At 46.3% G+C, this 19,726-nt stretch carries 13 protein-coding genes and 1 tRNA gene; 9 read left to right on the top strand and 5 right to left on the bottom strand.

The window, feature by feature from the left end:
• Positions 1 to 6: 6 nt before the first annotated feature.
• From pbpC to LX69_RS03715, 4 genes are all read right to left on the bottom strand, one after another.
• On the bottom strand, positions 7 to 2,322 hold the full coding sequence (gene pbpC / locus LX69_RS03700; protein WP_170124223.1) for a penicillin-binding protein 1C: 2,316 nt from the start codon (positions 2,320 to 2,322) through the stop codon (positions 7 to 9).
• Between the two features lie 110 nt (positions 2,323 to 2,432).
• Positions 2,433 to 5,525, bottom strand: a complete 3,093-nt coding sequence (locus LX69_RS03705; RefSeq protein WP_111444474.1) for a PAS domain-containing hybrid sensor histidine kinase/response regulator — start codon at positions 5,523 to 5,525, stop codon at positions 2,433 to 2,435.
• A gap of 90 nt (positions 5,526 to 5,615) precedes the next feature.
• Positions 5,616 to 6,680: a lysylphosphatidylglycerol synthase transmembrane domain-containing protein gene (locus tag LX69_RS03710; protein WP_111444475.1), complete on the bottom strand. Its 1,065-nt coding sequence runs from the start codon at positions 6,678 to 6,680 to the stop codon at positions 5,616 to 5,618.
• An 88-nt stretch (positions 6,681 to 6,768) separates the two neighbouring features.
• Positions 6,769 to 6,845 (bottom strand) — tRNA-Ala (locus tag LX69_RS03715).
• A 507-nt stretch (positions 6,846 to 7,352) separates the two neighbouring features.
• On the opposite strand from LX69_RS03715, the gene LX69_RS03720 reads away from it, so the two are divergent.
• From LX69_RS03720 to queA, 9 genes are all read left to right on the top strand, one after another.
• Complete coding sequence (locus LX69_RS03720; protein WP_111444476.1) at positions 7,353 to 8,801, top strand: M20/M25/M40 family metallo-hydrolase; 1,449 nt, start codon at positions 7,353 to 7,355, stop codon at positions 8,799 to 8,801.
• Between the two features lie 311 nt (positions 8,802 to 9,112).
• Complete coding sequence (gene rsgA, locus LX69_RS03725; protein ID WP_111444477.1) at positions 9,113 to 10,042, top strand: ribosome small subunit-dependent GTPase A; 930 nt, start codon at positions 9,113 to 9,115, stop codon at positions 10,040 to 10,042.
• A 35-nt stretch (positions 10,043 to 10,077) separates the two neighbouring features.
• Positions 10,078 to 12,873, top strand: a complete 2,796-nt coding sequence (locus LX69_RS03730) for a response regulator (protein ID WP_111444478.1) — start codon at positions 10,078 to 10,080, stop codon at positions 12,871 to 12,873.
• A gap of 47 nt (positions 12,874 to 12,920) precedes the next feature.
• Entirely contained in the window at positions 12,921 to 14,078 is a 1,158-nt protein-coding gene (locus LX69_RS03735) for a sensor histidine kinase (RefSeq protein WP_111444479.1), read from the top strand.
• 80 nt (positions 14,079 to 14,158) lie between these two features.
• Positions 14,159 to 15,205 carry a DUF4097 family beta strand repeat-containing protein gene (locus LX69_RS03740; RefSeq protein WP_111444480.1) on the top strand — a complete coding sequence of 349 codons (1,047 nt, stop codon included), beginning with the start codon at positions 14,159 to 14,161 and terminating at the stop codon, positions 15,203 to 15,205.
• A 175-nt stretch (positions 15,206 to 15,380) separates the two neighbouring features.
• Complete coding sequence (locus LX69_RS03745) at positions 15,381 to 15,629, top strand: DUF3098 domain-containing protein (RefSeq protein WP_111444481.1); 249 nt, start codon at positions 15,381 to 15,383, stop codon at positions 15,627 to 15,629.
• A gap of 95 nt (positions 15,630 to 15,724) precedes the next feature.
• Entirely contained in the window at positions 15,725 to 16,567 is an 843-nt protein-coding gene (locus LX69_RS03750) for an undecaprenyl-diphosphate phosphatase (RefSeq protein WP_111444482.1), read from the top strand.
• Positions 16,568 to 16,674: 107 nt separating this feature from the next.
• Positions 16,675 to 17,373, top strand: coding sequence for a tRNA pseudouridine(55) synthase TruB (gene truB / locus LX69_RS03755; protein ID WP_221621264.1), 699 nt, complete (start codon positions 16,675 to 16,677; stop codon positions 17,371 to 17,373).
• A 73-nt stretch (positions 17,374 to 17,446) separates the two neighbouring features.
• Complete coding sequence (gene queA, locus LX69_RS03760) at positions 17,447 to 18,496, top strand: tRNA preQ1(34) S-adenosylmethionine ribosyltransferase-isomerase QueA (RefSeq protein ID WP_111444483.1); 1,050 nt, start codon at positions 17,447 to 17,449, stop codon at positions 18,494 to 18,496.
• 129 nt (positions 18,497 to 18,625) lie between these two features.
• Here the strand turns inward: queA and LX69_RS03765 are convergent, their stop codons facing one another.
• Positions 18,626 to 19,648, bottom strand: a complete 1,023-nt coding sequence (locus LX69_RS03765) for a branched-chain amino acid aminotransferase (RefSeq protein ID WP_111444484.1) — start codon at positions 19,646 to 19,648, stop codon at positions 18,626 to 18,628.
• Positions 19,649 to 19,726: the final 78 nt, after the last annotated feature.

The raw sequence follows: 19,726 nt of genomic DNA on the forward strand, positions 1-19,726 counted from the left end.
TTTTTGTTATTCCTTGTTGAGGCATTTGATTCGCCTCATGATGCGATTTCCTGCTTCGTCGGTGCAGGTAATGGTGTGCGTACCTGTCGTGAGTTGCATTCCCATTTGATGATATTGGCTGGTCTCCCCCAGATAAATGTTGTTGGCATACCAATAAACTTTGCTTGTCGGATTTCGGTGTGCTATTTTCACCACCACTTGTTCATTGTCTCCCTGAATATTTTTGGGGATATATACAGCCACGTTTTGCGTTGGGTAAATGAACTCCATGGGGCTCAGTGTCTCATCGATGCAGCCGTTGAGCATCGGCGGTAGTGTATTGTAAAGGGGCGATTTGTGTCGGAAATACCATTCCGTCAGCGGAGGCAATACAAACCATTTTCGGGTGAGCATGTGCGATGGTGAGTAACAGTCGGATGTAACGCGATATCTCCCCGATTGATCCAGGTGTACCAAGTGGTGGTAGGGGCAAGGTTTTGGGCGGGTTTCACAATGAGGCACCAGCATGGTGTCGGCCACTTCGCAATTGGGGCCTGCAGGCATTCCCGAGTGGCGGCATACGGCCACCTCGTTGAGATCGTCGAGAGGTGTTTGAAACCACGATGTTGAAGGTAACAACCGAAATAAGTCGAACATGATTGGAGCCGCAGCTGACCCTCCGGTAATGCCAGGTCGCCCTTCGCCATCGGCGTTGCCAACCCACACGGCCACAGTGTATTCGGGAGTGACTCCAATAGCCCAGGCATCGCGGAAGCCAAAGCTGGTGCCTGTTTTCCACGCAATTTTTTGTGATGAGGCAAATGCCTCCCATCCCGATTCTTCTTCCGGCCGATTAAGTCGTGTCATGGCATCGAGAGTGAACCACAATGCGCCTGCCGTCAGCCATGTGGGTACCGTTGAAAGGTTTTTACCGATGGTGAGGGTGTCGTGTTTGTTTAGCAATGGCATTGAAAGGTCGGCTGCATCGTAACGACTTTGTCGGGGCACATAACCTTGCACAATGCGGGCAATGGAAGAGTACACCCCTGCCAGTTCCCATAATTTCGTTTCCCCGCCGCCCAAGATTAATGAGAGTCCGTAATGATTGGCCGGTTTTGGAAATGATGTAAAACCGGTCTTTCGTAGGAACTGTAAAAATCGTTCTGTGCCAAAGTTGTCCTGCATCAGAACAAAGGGGATGTTGAGCGAACGAGCCAGTGCTTCGTCGGCTCGAACGGCTCCATCGTAACTACGATTGTAATTCTGGGGCGAAAAATCACTGTAGTATGTGGGGACATCTTTTATAAGTTGGCGCGGCCAAATGAGGCCGTCGTTCAGCGACGCAGCGTAAAGCAGTGGCTTGAGGATGCTGCCTGAGCTGCGTGAGGACTGAATGACGTCGACCTGGTTGCCATGATCGGCATTGTTTTTATCGGGTAACGTGTTGCCCACGTAAGCCAGCACTTTGGCTGTTTGGTTGTCTATGATGATGGCGGCTGCATTGTGCACCTGATTGAGTCTGAGTGTTCGGGCATGTCGTTCCACCACCGCGATGGCTTGCTGTTGTGTTTTTTCTGTCAGGGAAGATTGGAAGATGGTTCCGGGCGTTTTTTTTAGGGTTGATGCCAGTACATGAGGCGCCAGACGGGGAAGTGTGGCGGGATGCTCAACAATGGGTTCGTCAATTGATAGTTGGTAGTCGAGGGTATCGATGACCTTTTTTTCCAACAATCGGTTCAGTAAACGGTCGCGTTTCGTTTTGAGGGTGTTACGGTTTCGTCCGGGGTGTACCAGTCCGGGAGCATTGGGCAAAACAGCCAGTGTGGCTGATTCAGCCCATGAGAGTTCCGAGGCCGGACAGGCAAAATAACGCCACGAAGCAGCTTCGAGTCCCACCACGTTAGCGCCATAAGGGGCATGGGCTGCATAAAGGGTGAGAATTTCACTTTTGCTCAAGTGTAGTTCCAGCCTTATTGCCCTCACCATTTCAATGACTTTGTTCCATAGGTTGCGTTTGGCCGGACGTGCCAAACGGATGGTCTGCATGGTGATGGTGCTTCCACCACTGATAATTTTCCCTGAGCGAATATTTTGGTAAGCAGCTCGCAACATGGCCAATGGATTTACGCCCGGATGGACATAAAACGATTCGTCTTCAAAGGCCAGCAGACACTGTATGTAGCGCTTAGGCACCGAGTCGGCTACCGGAAACCGCCATTGACCATCATCGGCAATGTGGGCTCCCAGTAAATGATTGTCGCGGTCGGTGACCACGGTGCTGTAAGGGACATCAAACAGGGGGGAAGGCAGGCAAAAATAAAAGGCCGTGAGAAGCAAAACCAAAGCGTACCTAATATATGCGGGTGTACTCAATAACCAATTGAAGAGGTGTAACAATTTGTGTACAACGGAGAACAGCCAACTTTGTCGCATGAAATGTTTCAAAAATAGAGTTAAGCACGCAGCCATTTCATGAGCACGGCAGTCAGATCGCTCATTTTTACCGGTTTGCCCACGTAATCGTCCATGCCGGCATTGATGCAAATGTCTCGGTCACCTTGCAGGGCATTGGCTGTCATGGCCACAATGGGCAATCCCACGCCCAACGAGCGCAATTGGCGAGTCGCGTCCAGTCCGTTGAGCACCGGCATCTGAATGTCCATGAAAATGAGATCGTATAGTTCGCCCTGATGCACGATGCGGTCAATGGCTTCCTGCCCGTTATGGGCGATGATGGTGGTGAGTCCCAGCCGCGACAGCATTTTTTCGGCGATCTTTTGGTTGATGACATTGTCCTCGGCCAGCAAGATGCGTTTGCCCTGAATGTTCTTCAAAAAAAGTTCTTCGTCCATCTCCATCTGTTTGTTGACTTCACGTGCAAACAGTTTGTCGAGCGCATTAAAAAGGGTGTTTTGTTTGAGCGGTCTTTGCAGCACATAGTGATCATTGGCAATAGAGCCGGAGGTGCTCACTTTGCTGTCTGACGAAATGATGATGAACTTGAGTTTCGGGAAGCGTTGACCAATTTCGATCAACAAGCTGAAGTCCTTTTTTTCGAGCAAAATGGTATCAACCATCAAAAGGTTGATGTCTGGGTATTGTTGCAGGATTTCAAGGGCTGTCTTTTCGTCGTTGGCCTCGCAGGTCCTCACGCCCCAGTTGTTGAGTATCTTCTTGCCCAAAAGCAGGTTGGTTTTGTGGTTGTCCACCAACAGCGCCATCACGTCTTTGAATCGCTCGGAGCGTTGTTCCCATTCGGCATCGTATTTTTCGATGGTAAAGGGAAGGTTGAAGTGGAATACCGAGCCGGGTGAATCCTTCGACCATGAAAAGTTGGGGTTGGGGCTTTCGCACCAAATTTTCCCACCCATGAGTTCCACCAACATTTTCGAGATGCTGGTGCCCAAGCCGGTGCCACCGTATTTCCGGGTTGTTGAACCATCGGCTTGCGTGAATGACTCAAATATTTTTTCGATTTTATCTTGCGGGATGCCAATGCCCGAATCCTCGATGGCAAAATGAAGCGTGATGTGGTTGCCCATCTGTTGAATCACTTCTGCCCGAATCACCACTTCGCCTTGAGCCGTGAATTTCACCGAATTGCCTACCAGGTTCACCAGTATTTGGATAAGTCGGCTTTCGTCGCCCACCACTATGGGAGGAATGGTTTCCGACACAGCCGAAATCAGATGAATGCCTTTTTGGTCGGACTTAAAGCTCATTTGTTCAATGAGGTAGTTGATGGTCGACAGAATGTTAAAGGGATACGATTCAATTTTCATCTTACCGGCTTCAATTTTGGAGAAGTCGAGGATGTCGTTGATGATGTTGAGCAGGTTTTGTCCCGATTTGTTGATGATGCTGATGATGTTTTGCTGCTCGCGTGAAAGGCGGGTTTGGGTCAGCAAGTCGGTGGCTCCGATGATGCCGTTCATGGGGGTTTGGATTTCGTGGCTCATGTTGGCCAGGAATTCTGATTTGGCTTTATTCGATTCGGCTTCCTTCTTTTGAATTTCCTTTTGAGCCGTGATGTCCATGAAGGCTTCCAAAAACACGTTGGTGTTGTTGAGTTTCACCGGAATGGTGTTTTTTAGCACTTCGCGATAAATGTTGTTTTCTTTTACCGTCAGCTGTTCTTCTTTGGTAATCACCACCACGCCGCTCACCGGGTCGGTGTAATCGTCCTGGCGCGTGGTTACGAAAAATCGTTCAGCGGGTTGTCCCTGCAACATGGGACGAGCCTCATCCATCGAGGTGAAGCCCATTTGTTTGATGGCCGACTTGTTGAACTGAATGATTTCACCATCGGTGTTCACAATCAGCACACCTACGGGGAGGTTCTCGGTGATGGTGCGCATGGTTTCGTTGGATGTGCGCAGCGATTCGGTCAACGTTTTCACCTCGGTGACATCTTCCTTGATGGCAATGTAATTGGAGATGGCATAGTTATCGTTGAATACAGGTGAAATCATCACTTTCTCCCAAAACAAGGTGCCGTCTTTGCGATGGTTCGAGAGTTGCCCCGTCCAGTTGCGCCCTTCCTGAAGTGTTTGCCACACATGGTCTAGAAAGCGGTTGTCAACTTCGGGCGACAAAAAGAATGGCCGGTTGATGGCCATGGCTTCTTCTTTAGAGTAACCCGAGCTGTTCTCGAAGCCTCGGTTCACATATTCCAAATTGCCCTGTGTGTCAGCAATGATGATGGCCACCGGGCTCTGTTCCACGGCCAGCAACAGTTTCCGGCTGTTGGCCTCGGCTTGTTTTCTCTTTTCAATGAGGTGGTGCACCTGACGAATAAGCCAGGCTGTGATGGCCATGATGACCAGGAAAAAGAAGGCCAGACTCCCGTATTTGTATCGGTTGTATTGCCGCACCATGTTAATGTTCGAGTTGTTGAGGTACACCACTTGCTTGTTGATACTAAAAGAAATGATGTGTTCCAACTGCATGATGTGCTTAAACATCTCGGTCGATTGTGCGGCATAGTCGTTTGCCAGTTTGGCTAACGCTGTTTTGTCAGTTTGGGTCAGGTAGAGCAGGTTGGTGAGGTGTGCCGCGTTTTTGTTCGACAGGGCTTTGAGCTCATTGAGTTTTGGTTTCAATTCAGACACCTGGGGGATGAGTTCCTCGCTTGGGTCGGGTTGGTACTCAATGATTTCGGTTATCTCATCCTGATTGGGTAAGTTTACATTGCGCACGACCGACACAATACCACCTTTCTCAAGGATGTCGAGATAGGTGTGACTGCGCGAAATGAGGTCGTTAATGTTTTTTTGAATAGCCGACAGGTCGTTGGGATCTACAACGGACGCATAACGGTTGAAATTGAGCTGCAGGTGCAGAATGTTCTCCCTCAAAAAACCATCGATTTTTTGTTTTTGTTCCTGGTTTTGAATTTTCTCCTGTATTTGCACCACATAGCGTTTGTTGAAATAACTTTCCACAAACAGCACTGCGATGATTGAAAAAACATACACCCCTACCAGTAACAACAGTTTCTGGATGATGGGTTCATTGATGAATGATGCTTTTTCGGTGGTGCTCATTGATTCCGGAAGGGTTAAAGAGGGTCGAGATGACGAATATACAAAAATAGAAGGTTATTTGAATCGGGTTTTTGGGGACTTGGTATGGATTTATTGAAGATGAACAAAATGGCGCTTGATCCATCGCGGAATTACAATGGCACCAATGATAAGGTAAGGATAGTAGCTTACCATGCGCCATAAGAGCGCCACCACCGTTTCGAGCCCTTGGGGGAGGTTGCCGTTGAGGAATTCTTTAAATATCACTTCGGCAAAGCCACTTCCGCCGGGGGTTGGGGTGATGAGCATCATAATCCACATGATGAATTGTTTCCCAAACACCATGATGTGTGAAGTACTGTTGAGATAACTGTATCCGAAAAGAAACAAAATCAGTGCATTGACGACCCAATAACGAGCGGTCCAACTAATGGCCGTGGCTAAAAATGCCTTGAGCCAATTTTTGAACGGCCAGGTTCGGAATTCCAGCGAGGCTTTTATCAGGTCATCGCCCGATTCTCGCGCCTGCGGGCGCCATTTGCGAATAATGGGCAGCTTGAATATCATTAGCAACAGCCACTTGAGCCCTCTGGGATTGACAAAAAGACCATAAAAAACGATGAGCGAATAAATGAGTTTCAGGCTGTATCCTGTGAGGGCGATGATGAAAAAATGGCTCTTGTACCAGATGTCAGCATCACTATCACCAAACGAGAAAAGTCCCGTGCCTCCAATCAGAAGGATGATTAATGGAAAAGTAATGACGAAATATAGTTCGTCGAGTAGAGAAGTCATCAGCACGATGGCCGAACTGCGTCCCAGTGTTACCCCCTCTTTGTTAACAAAAAAGATGGCCACACTGGTTCCTCCCACCGCCGAGGGAGTGATGGCCGAGGTAAATTCCCATAGCATCACAATACTCAGGCATTTCTGCCAGCTCAGTTCCCCATTCGAAAGCAATCGTAGGCGCCAGATGTAACCAAAGTCACGTATCACCATCAATAAAAAGGCAAGGAACAGAAACACCGATGAAGCCATCGTAATTTCGAGCAGGGAAAAGGCTTTGAAATCGATGTCACGAAATAAGTACACGGTAATGCCGGCTCCAATGAGCAGAGGCCAAATGATGCGACCCGGCTTGACTTTATTGAGGATTTTCCCTGAGTTATCGACCATTGAGATGTGTTTGCTGATGGGAGACTAAGGTAATTGAATCGGCCGAAACTAAAAAACAAAAAACCGGATCAATTACTTGACCCGGTTTTGGTGGAGACAAGGGGAGTCGAACCCCTGACCTCTTGCATGCCATGCAAGCGCTCTAGCCAACTGAGCTATGCCCCCTTTTTGCGTTTGCGATGCAAAGATATATCTTTTTCCTTTCCTCCAACATCGGGCCTCAAAAAAATGGTGTTTTTTTTACGCTCCATGGGGCGATGTCTTTATAATCAGCTATTTGGTGTTGGGCGTTTGGGGTTGCGTTGATGAGGTTTTTGTCTGTCATCGTTCGAATGAGAAATAAATTTGACTACATTTACTTGTTAATCAAATTGGAATTGGTTATGCGTGAGGATCTCTATTGCTCATCGAATTTATCCATTGTTGTACGATTGATTTAATTGTGACAGAATAGAAACACGTCTGAAATGGGTAAACCAAACAATTGAATTGCTGACATATTAAATGTGACACATCTAAAAAATGGTATGAAGCGGCATATTATTTAATTCAGTGTTACTTGGTGCTTACTCCGTGTAATAAAACATTGTTTCACTGAGTTACACAATGGAGAATCGCAGAGTTTCACGGAGTAGACGAACCCTTTATTCGAATTAATACTTTTTTAAACACATGAAAAACCTACACACTATCCACATTTTGTTGATGTTAGCCATATCGACGACATTGGTTGGTCAAAAGCTGCCACGTCAATTGCTGAAAGGCGTGCAAATTGAATCGATGACTCGCGATTTGGCCGTGCTGACCTCCGATAGTCTGGAGGGGCGAAATACCCGAGAACCGGGCGCCGAGAAAGCTGCACGATACATTGAGTCGCGTTACCAAAAAATGGGCTTGAAACCCTATGATGGGCAATCGTATCGGCAACGTTTCGATTTGTGGAAAACAAGTTGGCAACCTGTTCGTTTGTCGGTTCGCGGTCAGATTATTGCCGACTCGCTCATTACCTATTTGGGACGCGTGCCTCAAAATGACATGATAAACAGGGATTTGGTGTATGTGGGCGATGCCGGTGATTCTTTGTTGTCGGGCATCGATCTCACTGACAAGATTGCCCTGGTGGCCATGTCGGACATGAAGGTCTCGTATCGTCTTAAGTCGAAACTGGAAGCTGCGGGTGCTTGGGGTATTTTTGCTTTTAACCCGTCGTCACCTTCGCAGTATATGCAAATACGCACCAATTATCTTAAATATCTGAATGCGCTCAATGCCTCCTCTGTTCGTCCTGAAACAGCCACCTCGGGTTCTCGTTTTTACATACTATCCAATGAAGCTGTGATGCTTTTAACTGGTTGGTCTTCTTTGCAATTGACATCTTGTGAGGGGCGTGAGGAATTGCCGGATTCATTCGCTGTTCCTGTTCAATTGCAAACAGCCATGAGCGTGGAACCGGTGCCGGCATGGAACATCATTGGGGTGATCCCCGGCAAGGGTGTCGATAAACAAACCATCGCCCTGACTGCACATTACGATCATGTGGGACGCGACCAAAATGGTGAAATCTGCCGTGGTGCCGATGACAATGCCAGTGGCGTAGCCGCTATTTTGCAAGTGGCCGATGTCATGACCCGAAAGGGCAAGCAACCTTATCACGACATCATGGTTGTGGCCTTCAGTGGTGAAGAAATTGGGTTGATAGGGTCGGCGTACTTTACCAATCATCCTCCGGTGGAGCGTTTTTTAGCCAATGTGAACATCGATATGATTGGCCGGCAGGATACGCTGGGGCACGACAATTACGTGTACATTCTGGGAGCCGATAAAACACCCTGGCTCGATTCGCTGCATCGTTCCATCAACGAACAGACAGTAAATCTTGTGCTTGACGGTCATTATGCCCACGAAACCGGTTCTTCGAGCCTGATGAACCGTTCTGACCATTTTCATTTTTACCGTCAGGACATCCCGGTCATTGCTTTTTTCAGTGGCCTGCATGGCGACTACCACACGCCCCGCGATACCATGGATAAGCTTGATTTGGAATTGATGGCCAAACGCATCAGGCTGGTTTTGGGAACTGTTTATCAAATGGCTGTGCAGCCCGATTTGAGCAGTCATTGATATAGATCATGGTTTGTGATTGAATGATGTGTTCCTTCATTGGTTTTAAAGAAAAGTATCATGTCATCCATATTGCTTGTGCTAATGGTTGTCTTGCATATTGTTGTTTGGCCAATGTTATAAATATCAACACATTATCGTTTGCATATTCAATCATGGGTGTAGAATGTTGAATTTTTCACGTCAATGCATCTCATTACTGTTCATTCACCCGTTTATTTGTTATTTTTATCCGATAGAGCTCAAGCTGTGAAATCTGTGTTTTTTCAGGTATGAGCTCTTTGGGGTTGGTAACACATTCAGGTCAATATATGAGCAGAGCAGAAGGAATCGTCATAAAGTCAACCGGCAGCTGGTATTTGGTGAAACAGGCCGATGGCTCGGTGATTAATTGCCGCATCAAGGGAAAAATGCGGATGGATGATATTAAGAGCACAAACCCTGTTGCCGTGGGTGACTTGGTGGAGTGGGAACCCGAAGAAGAGGGCAATGGCGTGATTGCAGAAATTCGCCAAAGGAAGAATTACATCATCCGGAGAGCCACGAACTTGTCAAAACAGTCGCACATCATTGCGGCTAACATTGATCAAGCCATCCTGATGGTGACCATCAATTATCCCGTAACGACGAGCATTTTCATCGACCGATTTTTAGCTTCGGCTGAGGCTTATCGCATTCCGGTTGTGATTGTGTTTAATAAGATTGACCGTTTTGACCACAAACACATGAAGGAGTTGGAGGCGATTCGGAGTATCTACACCGAAATTGGTTACGAAACAATTCTGTTATCGGCCAAAAAACAGGAAGATATCACCGAGTTTTCCGATTTGTTGACCAACAAGGTGAGTGTAATTGCGGGTCATAGTGGGGTTGGTAAATCGACACTTATCAATCGTATTGAACCCGGTTTAAACCTTAAAACTTCCGAAATATCTGATGCTCATCACAGTGGCAAGCACACCACAACTTTTGCCGAGATGCACCCTTTGCGTCAGGGGGGGTATATCATTGATACGCCGGGTATCAGAGGTTTTGGATTGTATGACATGGCGGAAAACGAGTTGCACCATTATTTCAGAGAAATTTTTGCAGCTTCATCTGCTTGTCAATACAACAATTGTACGCACGTGCAGGAGCCCGGATGTGCCGTGAAGCGCTTGGTAGCTGAGGGTGCCATTGCTGCGAGTCGTTACAACAATTATGTGAACATTTTTTTAAATAAAGACGAAAAATACCGATAGCCTGATCTTGCATAACCCTAGCCCCTTTGTTGCTTATGAAGAAAATTATCCCTGTTGCCCTGGTAACATTGTCGTTGTTGTTTGTACTGAATGTTGTGTTTTATCAGCGTATGTTTCATCGGCAATGTGAGATCGTAGAACAGGAGCTTCAAGCGGATCTCGATCAGGTCCTATCTGCCTTGATGGGAGAAGTCGCACTACAGAGGGATGGCAGTTTCATGATAACTCCGGCTGAACTGGATATATTGATCCATCAGCCCAATCATGCTGAATTGGTGCGCGATCGGTTAGATATTTATTTCCGAACACGTGGCTTATATATCAAACAACTTCGTTTTATTTCTGCGAAGGATGTTTGTTATACCCTAACCCGATCATCTTCCAGTGCCCTGCCTGTTCATTCCGTTGAACAGCAATATTCAGAAAGTCATAAACCATTTGGTGTTTATGTAGATGTTGAAATTCAGAAGGTAGAGTGGCGTTTCCCGATGGTTGAAAGTCTTCCAAATCAGGGTTTCATTGAAGTGAGTTACCCTTTGGATGTTTTCTTTAAACGGGCAACGCAACAACTGCATGACCACCAATTGTTGTGGGTTGAAAGTGAGGACGGGCAGGTGATATTTTCATCGGAGAACTTTGGTCATGGGAAAATTTCGGAGAACCGTGTGCCCTTAATTTCTGATGGTTGCGGAGCGTTGCATGAAATTACAGTTCAACGCGCGACGCAGACGCAAAGCTACTATGCACTCCGACGTCCCATCGCGGGCATAGGACCCGGATGTGTGGCCGTATTATCGGTTCCACGCCAGGTGGTGATGGAGATGGTCAACGAAAACACCTTGTGGATAATTGGGATTTCAATTTTTATGGCGGTGATGGTCATTACCGGCTTTATGGTGCATTTTTATCGGATGGTGCAACATCGGGCTCGTGCCCGCATCTCCCTCGAAGGTGTGCGAAAGGTTATTTATTACCTCCCTTTAGGGGTTATCATGCTCGATCATAAAAAGAAAATTCTTCAGGTAAACCGATGGTTGTTGCAATTGGTTGAGATTGAAGACGAAGATTTTTTTATCAGCCAACAGGTCACCCCTGAGCTGGTATTTAGTCGTGTCACCATTGTTGATGCTGTTCACTACAGTGATGTCTCATCTAAATATGTTATTCGCAAATCTGATGGTCGTGAAGTGGTGATTTTGAATGAAAAAATCCCAATGTACGTTCAGTTCGAGAAATGTTGGGTGGATAGTTATATGATGCTTTCCGAAGAATCGGCACCCGTTGTGAACCGAAGTGCTCAAAACATTTTCGTGGCCAACATTAGTCATGAACTGCGCACGCCTCTTAATGGCATCATTGGCATGATTGACCTGCTTTCGCAAAGTCGTGCCGATACCGGTGACGCTGAGATATTGACTTTGCTTAAACGATCGAGTGATACATTATTAAGCCTGATTAATGACATTCTTGACTTTTCAAAAATTCAGTCCGGAAAGTTTGAAATTGAGGCCATCCCTTTTGACCTTAGTTCCGAATTCATCGAAACCATCCGTTCATTTGAACCCAGGGCTCAGGAACGCGGGCTTGCATTGACCTGGCATGTCGAGGGGGCATTGCCCGAAGATTTTGTGGGAGACCCCATCCGTTTGCGTCAGGTTTTAAATAATTTGTTGTCCAATGCCCTGAAGTTTACACCACGTGGGCAGGTGCACGTGAGTGTAGAACCCACCCGGATGCTCAATGGTAACCCGGGATTGCTCTTTTCGGTGAAAGATAGCGGTATTGGCATTGCAAAGGAAAAGCAACGCGACATCTTTAAGTCGTTTCAACAGGCCGACGAGAGTACCACCCGAAAGTATGGCGGTACCGGGTTGGGAACCACCATTGCCAAGGAGTTGGTTCATTTGATGGGGGGCGAAATTTGGGTGAATAGTCCCGTCAAGTGGGAGATGACCTGTGAATACCCAGGGAGTGAATTTTGTTTTACGTTGCCCATACGTACCATGCGTCATTTGAAAAATATTCCGGTAGACACTATCACCGATTTTCGACATCTGCGGTGCGTGATTGTGACCGATGATGTCATGCAGGTACAGATTATGCACAGTAATGCCAGTGCCCTTCATATCGATTGCCGGATTATGTCGCCCACGCAGGAAACCATCGACATGCTTCGTACCAGCCGTCGTTTTCATTTGTTGGTCATTGACAATCGCCCCGATTTTGACGGCCTGGTTTTCCTTCAGGAACTGTATAATCATCATTTGCATCGCAATTACATCATACTGTTTCAGAGCAACGATCAGCAAAACACCAATACGGGCGTTGCTCGTCGTTTGGGTGCCGATGCCTATCTTCGTAAGCCGGTTAAATTGGTGGTGTTTCGGGATTTTCTTTTAAAACATTTTCCTCATATCGAGAATCGGGTGAAAGTAGATGCCGCTGAATGGTCGCATCATGCCCTGAGAATTTTGGTGGCTGAAGATAATTTATTGAACCAGAAAGTGATTCACAATCTGTTTCAGAAGTTGGGTTTTGATATTGATGTGGCTACAAACGGGCAAGAGGCCGTTGATTTGGTTCTTGATAAGCAGCACGACATTGTTTTTATGGATGTGTATATGCCTGTCATGGATGGCATTGAAGCTTCGCTGAAGTTAAAGAAACACCACTATCGGGGAACCATTGTTGCCATGACCGCAAGTAACGATGTGGGAGAACGTCGTCGTGCCCTTGATGCCGGCATGGATGACTTCATCAGTAAACCGGCTCGCCTCGACGACATTCAGCGAATGTTGGTTAAGTGGTGCAGTCGGGTTTCTCAAGCTTAATGAGTGTATCACCCTTTGTCAACATATTTGTATAGACTTTTTCAATCATGAGTTTTTATTCCCGAAAAAAACGGTGGAAATATTTTTTGTTGTTGACGGCTCTTTTTATTGGTGGGTTTACCCTATGGTACACCAATGGGTTGGTCGAGATTATTAAGCAGGATGAGCACCGAAAGATGGAGATTTGGGCTGAAGCCATTCGTGTTCTCACGGTGTCGGACGGAAGTGAGAGCGCCCCAATGATGAACTTGATTAACAAGGTGATTGCTGAGAATCGCACCATTCCGGTGATTCTGATTGACCATGCAGGCCAAGTTCTCTCGTACAACAACCTGGATGCCGGACGTGAAAACGATGTGCAGTATCTGATGAAAGAGCTTGAGGCCATGAAACATCATGGTGATCATATCTTTATTGATTTGGGCGAAGGGGAAATACAATATTTGTATTATCGCGATTCGGTGCTGCTTCAGCAGTTAAAATGGTTTCCGATGGTGCAGATGCTGGTCGTGGCCGTGTTTATTATTGTAGCCTATATGGTATTCAGTGGTACGCGCAAGGCTGAGCAGGATCAGGTATGGGTGGGTATGGCTAAAGAAACGGCTCATCAGTTGGGTACCCCTACTTCTTCGTTACTGGCTTGGGTCGATTTGTTGAAAATGAAGCAGGTAGAGCCCGATTTGGTGGGAGAGATGGCCAAGGATGTGGAGCGTTTGCGCATCATCACCGATCGGTTTTCAAAAATCGGCACTCAGGGTGATATGCAAATGCTTGTGTTAAGCCAAACCATTGGAGCAACGTTGGACTATCTGAAAAAGCGAACTTCTTCTCAGGTTCATTTTCACCTCAATGAGGGTGATGCATGTTATCAAGCGTTCATTAATCCGGTTCTTTTTGAGTGGGTTATCGAAAATCTTTGCAAAAATGCCCTTGATGCCATGGGTGGGAAGGGTGATATTACCATCTCGCTTTCTGATCACAAACAATTCGTGTGCATTGACGTGAAAGACACCGGGAAAGGCATCCCCCGGCATCGTTTCAAAACGGTGTTTCAACCCGGTTATACGACAAAAAAACGGGGTTGGGGATTGGGTTTGACATTGGTGAAGCGCATTGTTGAGCAATATCATAAGGGTAAGATATTTGTGGCGAGCTCTCAACCGGGTGAAGGATCCACTTTTCGTATTCTTTTGCGAAAAGGTTGATAATTGAGCTGAAACCATTTATCTTGGGATGCGTATCAATCATTTTTTATAACAGCTATTTTATACTAAAATCCTTGACGATGAGACATTTTTTTACACAATCCATGCTTTCAGTAGTTCTGCTATTGTTTGGTGTTCTTGGACATGCCCAAATTCGAACAGTTTCGAATACCCAAATTGTCCGCGAGCATCAAGAATCCTTTTCAGGTGTAAAAAGCGTAAAAATAGATGCACAATTCAGCAAAGAAGATGTGACTGGCGACTCCGGCAGTGAATTGAAGGTCAATGGGAAATTAATGTCCGATCTCAAGGATGACAACTATCAGGTGGTATCTGATGTGGTTGATGGGGTAATATCCATCAGTGTTCGTTATCCTGCACAGGGTTGGACGACTCATTCCGGGGAATTATCCATCCTGTTGCCTGAAGGAATTATCCTGGAGGTAATTACCACTTCAGGGACTGTAAATGTTTCTGAATTAAAAAACAACGAGGTAAAAGTAACCACTCGCAGCGGTGGCATTGAAGTAAGTAATGTGGTCGGAAATTTGAAAACAATGACTGCAACGGGCACTACCCGTGTGAACAACGTGAAGGGAACTGTTTCTCTCAATTCAAAGAATGGTGCGCAGCACCTTCAGGATGTGACCGGCGATGTGTCGGTTGCATCTACCGAAGGAGAGTTGCGTTTAACCAACGTGACCGGACAGGTTCGGACTGAGTCCACCTCGGGCAACCAAACTCTGTTGCAAATTAAGGGGGCTATTCGCGGAAAGGCTGTTAACGGGAACGTGAAGGTTTCTGAGTCGGAAGGAGAAGCCGCTGTGGTGACTTTTGCCGGAGCCATTAACTTTCATAACTTTAAAGGCACGATGAATCTGAATTCTACCACCGGAGAGCAAGTGGGTTCACGAATAACCCTGACCGGTTCGTCAAATTACAAAACCACCGAAGGACGTATCCGCATGACCATGCTCAATGCGACCGAAGAGTTGACCTTTAATTGCAAGTCGGGCACTGCCTTTATTCAAGCACGTGGCGTGTCAAAGAAAAAGAAGCTTAATTCGGGTAAAGGATCTATTGTGGTGACATCCGAATCTAACACCGGCGGTCAGGTATTTAATTGATTGCCATTGATTTTATCATAAAACCCCGTCGGTTCATGCGACGGGGTTTTTTATTTTCCGGATGAGCATTCCCGATGTTGAAGTGCAAAGGTGTTGTGTTTCAAAAAATCACCTTCATAAATCCGTTTTTTGCAATTAAGTTGCTTATTTTGCAAAACATTTCAAAAAAGCATCTATGGTAAAGAAAGATGACAACAAGCCGAATTTTGCTTTGAGCAAAGAAAATTACGTGCTAATGGCCATTGGTTTTGGCATCATTATATTGGGTTTCATCCTTATGGTGGGGGGGCGGTCATCCGATCTCAATGTGTTCAATGCCGATGAGGTTTATGGTTGGCGTCGTATTACGTTGGCTCCTGTGATTGTGTTGATTGGCTTTTTGTTCGAGATTTATGCCATCATGAAGAAGCCGAAAGGCGAGTAATTCTTCTTGCTTTTTCTCATTTTCAGTCATTCATTTTTTAACGTTCCTGCTGCAAGGCGAGTTATTTCGTTTGCAGGGGGATTATTTTGTTTTTTATGAACACGCTTGAAGCCATTGTTATTGCAATTGTTGAGGGGTTGACAGAGTTTTTACCCGTATCATCGACCGGGCACATGATTATTGCCCAAAAGTTGTTGGGTGTTCAGAGTACTGATTTTGTGCGACTTTTTACGGTTGGTATCCAATTGGGAGCCATTTTGTCGGTGGTGATGCTTTACTGGCGTAAGTTTCTGGCTCCGTTGTCGCAGAATGCTGCTTCACAAGATGCACCGTCTTTGGTGCGCATGGAGGTGAAGTTTCGGTTTTACCTCAAATTATTGTTGGCATTTGTTCCGGCAGCTTTTTTTGGGTTGGTGTTTAAATCGGTGATTGATACCATGCTCGAGAGTGTACTGGTTGTTGCCATTTCGTTGGTGGCAGGTGGCGTGGTATTGTTGTTTGTCGATAAGTGGTTTAACAATCAGCCCGATTCGGACGAAGAACCCACTTACCCAAAGGCTTTTAAAATTGGACTCTTTCAGGTGATTGCCATGATTCCGGGTGTCAGTCGTTCTGCTGCCACCATTATTGGGGGGCTCACGCAAAAAATGTCGCGCAAGGCTGCTGCCGAATTTTCTTTCTTTTTGGCTGTCCCCACCATGGCAGCCGCTACTGGTTACGAATTGCTTCAAACATGGCAGTTGATACAGCCCGGCGACTGGCCCATATTCATTCTTGGAAACGTTGTGGCGTTTGTGGTGGCGCTTTTGGCCATCAAAGGTTTTATTTCGTATCTCACTCGACATGGGTTTAAAGTGTTTGGCTATTATCGCATCGCGGTAGGTGTGATTATTTTGCTACTCCTGGCTTTTGGGGTCGATTTAAACATGGTCGGATAAAACCTTTCGTGAGGCTGCACGTTCAACGTTTATAGTTTGGGTGTAAACTTGGTGGCAAATATTCATAACATCCAAACACAGAGCATTACAACCATTAACAACATACAATGATAGATTACCTCGAGGGCGAAATGCTGCTTTTCGACAAACCATACGAATGGACTTCATTTGATTTGGTGAATAAAATCAGGGTTAAACTCAAACATACCCTGCGCAAGAAGAACATTAAGGTGGGACATGCCGGCACGCTTGATCCGTTGGCCACCGGACTCATGATTGTCTGCACCGGTAAAGCCACCAAACGCATCGATCAGCTTAGCGGACTCGACAAAGAATACGTGGCAACCATTGAACTGGGTGCCACTACGCCAACTTACGATTTGGAATCGAACGTTGACAATCGATTTCCCACGGAGCACATCACTCGCGAAGTGATTGAAGCGGTGTTGTGCCAGTTTAAAGGCGATATTGAACAGATGCCTCCCATTTATTCGGCCATCAAAATTAAGGGCGAAAAAGCATACGATTTGGCCCGTCGTGGCGACAAGGTCGAGCTCAAGCCCCGTCCCATTACCATTCACGCCTTAGAGATTCTTGACTTTGAGATGCCTCGATTGGTTGTCCGGGTTCATTGTTCCAAGGGCACCTACATTCGGTCGTTAGCCCACGACATTGGACAGGCGCTCTCATCGGGTGCCCATCTTACCGGGTTGATTCGCACACGAATTGGTGAATTTTCTTTGGATGGGGCTCAGAAAATTGAAAATTTTGTGAGAAATTTGCAATTGGCTGAAACAAATGAGTAATTGCTCCGTATAAGGTATCCCGGCTTAGCCGGATGCCTTGTTAATAACTATTTTTTTAAATAACGTTTTTGGTATGAAGCTGTCAAAGTTTAAGTATAAGCTCCCCGAAGAACTCATCGCCCTTCACCCGGTTGATAACCGTGATGAATCACGTATGATGGTTGTTGATAGAGAAAAGAAAACCATTGAGCACAAGATCTTTAAAGACTTGATTGATTATTTTGATGATCAGGACGTGATGGTTTTCAATAACACCAAAGTGTTTCCGGCACGACTTTACGGCAACAAAGAGAAAACAGGAGCCGAAATTGAAGTGTTTCTGCTTCGTGAGCTCAATAGTGAGATGCGATTGTGGGATGTGTTGGTGGATCCGGCTCGAAAAATCCGCATTGGTAACAAACTTTATTTTGGTGAAGACGACAGTTTGGTGGCCGAGGTGATTGACAACACCACCTCGCGTGGTCGTACCTTGCGTTTTTTATTTGATGGCAGTCACGAGGAGTTTAAGAAAACTTTATATGGACTGGGCGAAACGCCTCTTCCCAAGTTTATTAAGCGCGATGTGGTTCCTGAGGATCGCGAGCGTTATCAAACCATTTTTGCCAAGCACGAAGGTGCGGTTGCTGCCCCAACTGCGGGAATGCACTTTAGTCGGGAGTTGCTCAAGCGACTGGAGATTAAAGGTTTGCATTTTGCAGAGGTGACCTTGCACGTCGGTCTTGGTAATTTCCGTGCCGTGGATGTTGAGGATTTGACCAAGCATAAGATGGATTCTGAGCAAATCATGATTACCCAGGAGGCCACCGAAATCATCAACAAAGGTAAGGACGACCGTCGCAAAGTGTGTGCCGTGGGAACCACGGTGATGCGCACGCTTGAAAGCTCGGTTTCGACCTTCGGCCACGTGAAGCCTTTTGAGGGATGGACCAATAAGTTTATTTTCCCTCCTTACGATTTCAATGTGGCCAACTGCATGATTACCAACTTTCATCTCCCATTGTCCACATTAATGATGATGACCAGTGCTTTTGCAGGTTATGATTTGTTGATGGATGCTTATAAAGAGGCGGTGAAAGAAAAGTACCGTTTTGGAACCTATGGCGATGCCATGCTCATTCTGTAAAATGAGTTTTCGTAACATATTTAAAAGCACGACCTGGGTCGTGCTTTTTGCATTTTGATGGTAATGAAAAAACCGGCACACCCTCTAATGAGAAAGTGTGCCGGTTCGTAAATGGTCACATTAGCGTGCTTAGATTTCGATGACTGTTACCCAGCCATAAGGGTCGGGTTCGTCACCATATTGAATGGCGCGCAGTTTTTTATAGAGCATTTCGCAATTTTTTCCCGGGTTGCCATCTTTGCTGAAGATGTAACTTTTTCCGGTGTCAATGTCATCAATTTTACCAATGGGGCTGATGACAGCAGCGGTACCACAAGCTCCGGCTTCTTCAAACGTTTCAAGTTCTTCGAGGGGAATGGGGCGGCGTTCGGCTTTTAAGCCCATGTCCTGTGCCAACTGAAACAGACTCTTGTTGGTGACCGATGGCAATATGGACTTTGACTCGGGGGTGATGTAAGTATTGTTTTTAATGCCAAAAAAGTTGGCTGGGCCGCATTCATCGATGAATTTTTTCTCGCGGCTGTCCAGGTAAAGCACTGCGGAATAGCCTTTGTGATGGGCTTCTTCGCCGGCAACCAAACTCGCCCCGTAATTGCCTCCGGCTTTAATGTTGCCTGTACCCAGTGGTGCAGCACGGTCGTGAAGGCGCGTAATCATCATGTTAGTGGGTTTAAAACCGGCCTTGAAATAAGGGCCAACGGGGGTCACAAAAATGATGAACAGGTATTCGTCGGCAGGTGACACACCTACTTTGGCGCCGGTTCCAATGAGCAGCGGACGGATATAAAGTGAAGCCCCTGATTCGTATGGAGGGACAAAGCGTTTGTTCAGTTCGATGGCTTTTTGCACGGCATTGCAAAAGAGTTCCTCCGGAACCGGAGCCATCAGCAACCCGTTGGCTGAGTTTATCATGCGCTGCGCGTTTTCTTCCATACGGAATACACGCACTTTGCCATCTTTCCCTTCAAAAGCTTTGAGACCTTCAAAGGCTTCCTGACCGTAGTGCAAGCAGGTGGCTGCCATGTGCATGCTAATCATCTCGGAGGAATGAATCTCCAGTTCACCCCATTTGCCGTCCCGGTAGTAGCAACGGACATTGTAATCAGCTTTCATGTAGCTGAAACTCAGGTTGCTCCAATCAATTTCGCTCATCTCTAAGTGTTTTATTTTCTGACCATATTCTTCGGTGCTAAAAATAGCACTTTTAGGCCATTGATAGGATGATGAATC

This window comes from Breznakibacter xylanolyticus, assembly GCF_003254275.1.
Classification (GTDB): Bacteria; Bacteroidota; Bacteroidia; order Bacteroidales; family Marinilabiliaceae; genus Breznakibacter; species Breznakibacter xylanolyticus.

Coding starts and splice junctions, on each gene's coding strand:
- LX69_RS03705 (WP_111444474.1), bottom strand. CDS start 5,525: ATGAGCACCACCGAAAAAGCATCATTCATCAATGAACCCATCATCCAG.
- LX69_RS03710 (WP_111444475.1), bottom strand. CDS start 6,680: ATGGTCGATAACTCAGGGAAAATCCTCAATAAAGTCAAGCCGGGTCGC.
- LX69_RS03720 (WP_111444476.1), top strand. CDS start 7,353: ATGAAAAACCTACACACTATCCACATTTTGTTGATGTTAGCCATATCG.
- rsgA (WP_111444477.1), top strand. CDS start 9,113: ATGAGCAGAGCAGAAGGAATCGTCATAAAGTCAACCGGCAGCTGGTAT.
- LX69_RS03730 (WP_111444478.1), top strand. CDS start 10,078: ATGAAGAAAATTATCCCTGTTGCCCTGGTAACATTGTCGTTGTTGTTT.
- LX69_RS03735 (WP_111444479.1), top strand. CDS start 12,921: ATGAGTTTTTATTCCCGAAAAAAACGGTGGAAATATTTTTTGTTGTTG.
- LX69_RS03740 (WP_111444480.1), top strand. CDS start 14,159: ATGAGACATTTTTTTACACAATCCATGCTTTCAGTAGTTCTGCTATTG.
- LX69_RS03745 (WP_111444481.1), top strand. CDS start 15,381: ATGGTAAAGAAAGATGACAACAAGCCGAATTTTGCTTTGAGCAAAGAA.
- LX69_RS03750 (WP_111444482.1), top strand. CDS start 15,725: ATGAACACGCTTGAAGCCATTGTTATTGCAATTGTTGAGGGGTTGACA.
- truB (WP_221621264.1), top strand. CDS start 16,675: ATGATAGATTACCTCGAGGGCGAAATGCTGCTTTTCGACAAACCATAC.
- queA (WP_111444483.1), top strand. CDS start 17,447: ATGAAGCTGTCAAAGTTTAAGTATAAGCTCCCCGAAGAACTCATCGCC.
- LX69_RS03765 (WP_111444484.1), bottom strand. CDS start 19,648: ATGAGCGAAATTGATTGGAGCAACCTGAGTTTCAGCTACATGAAAGCT.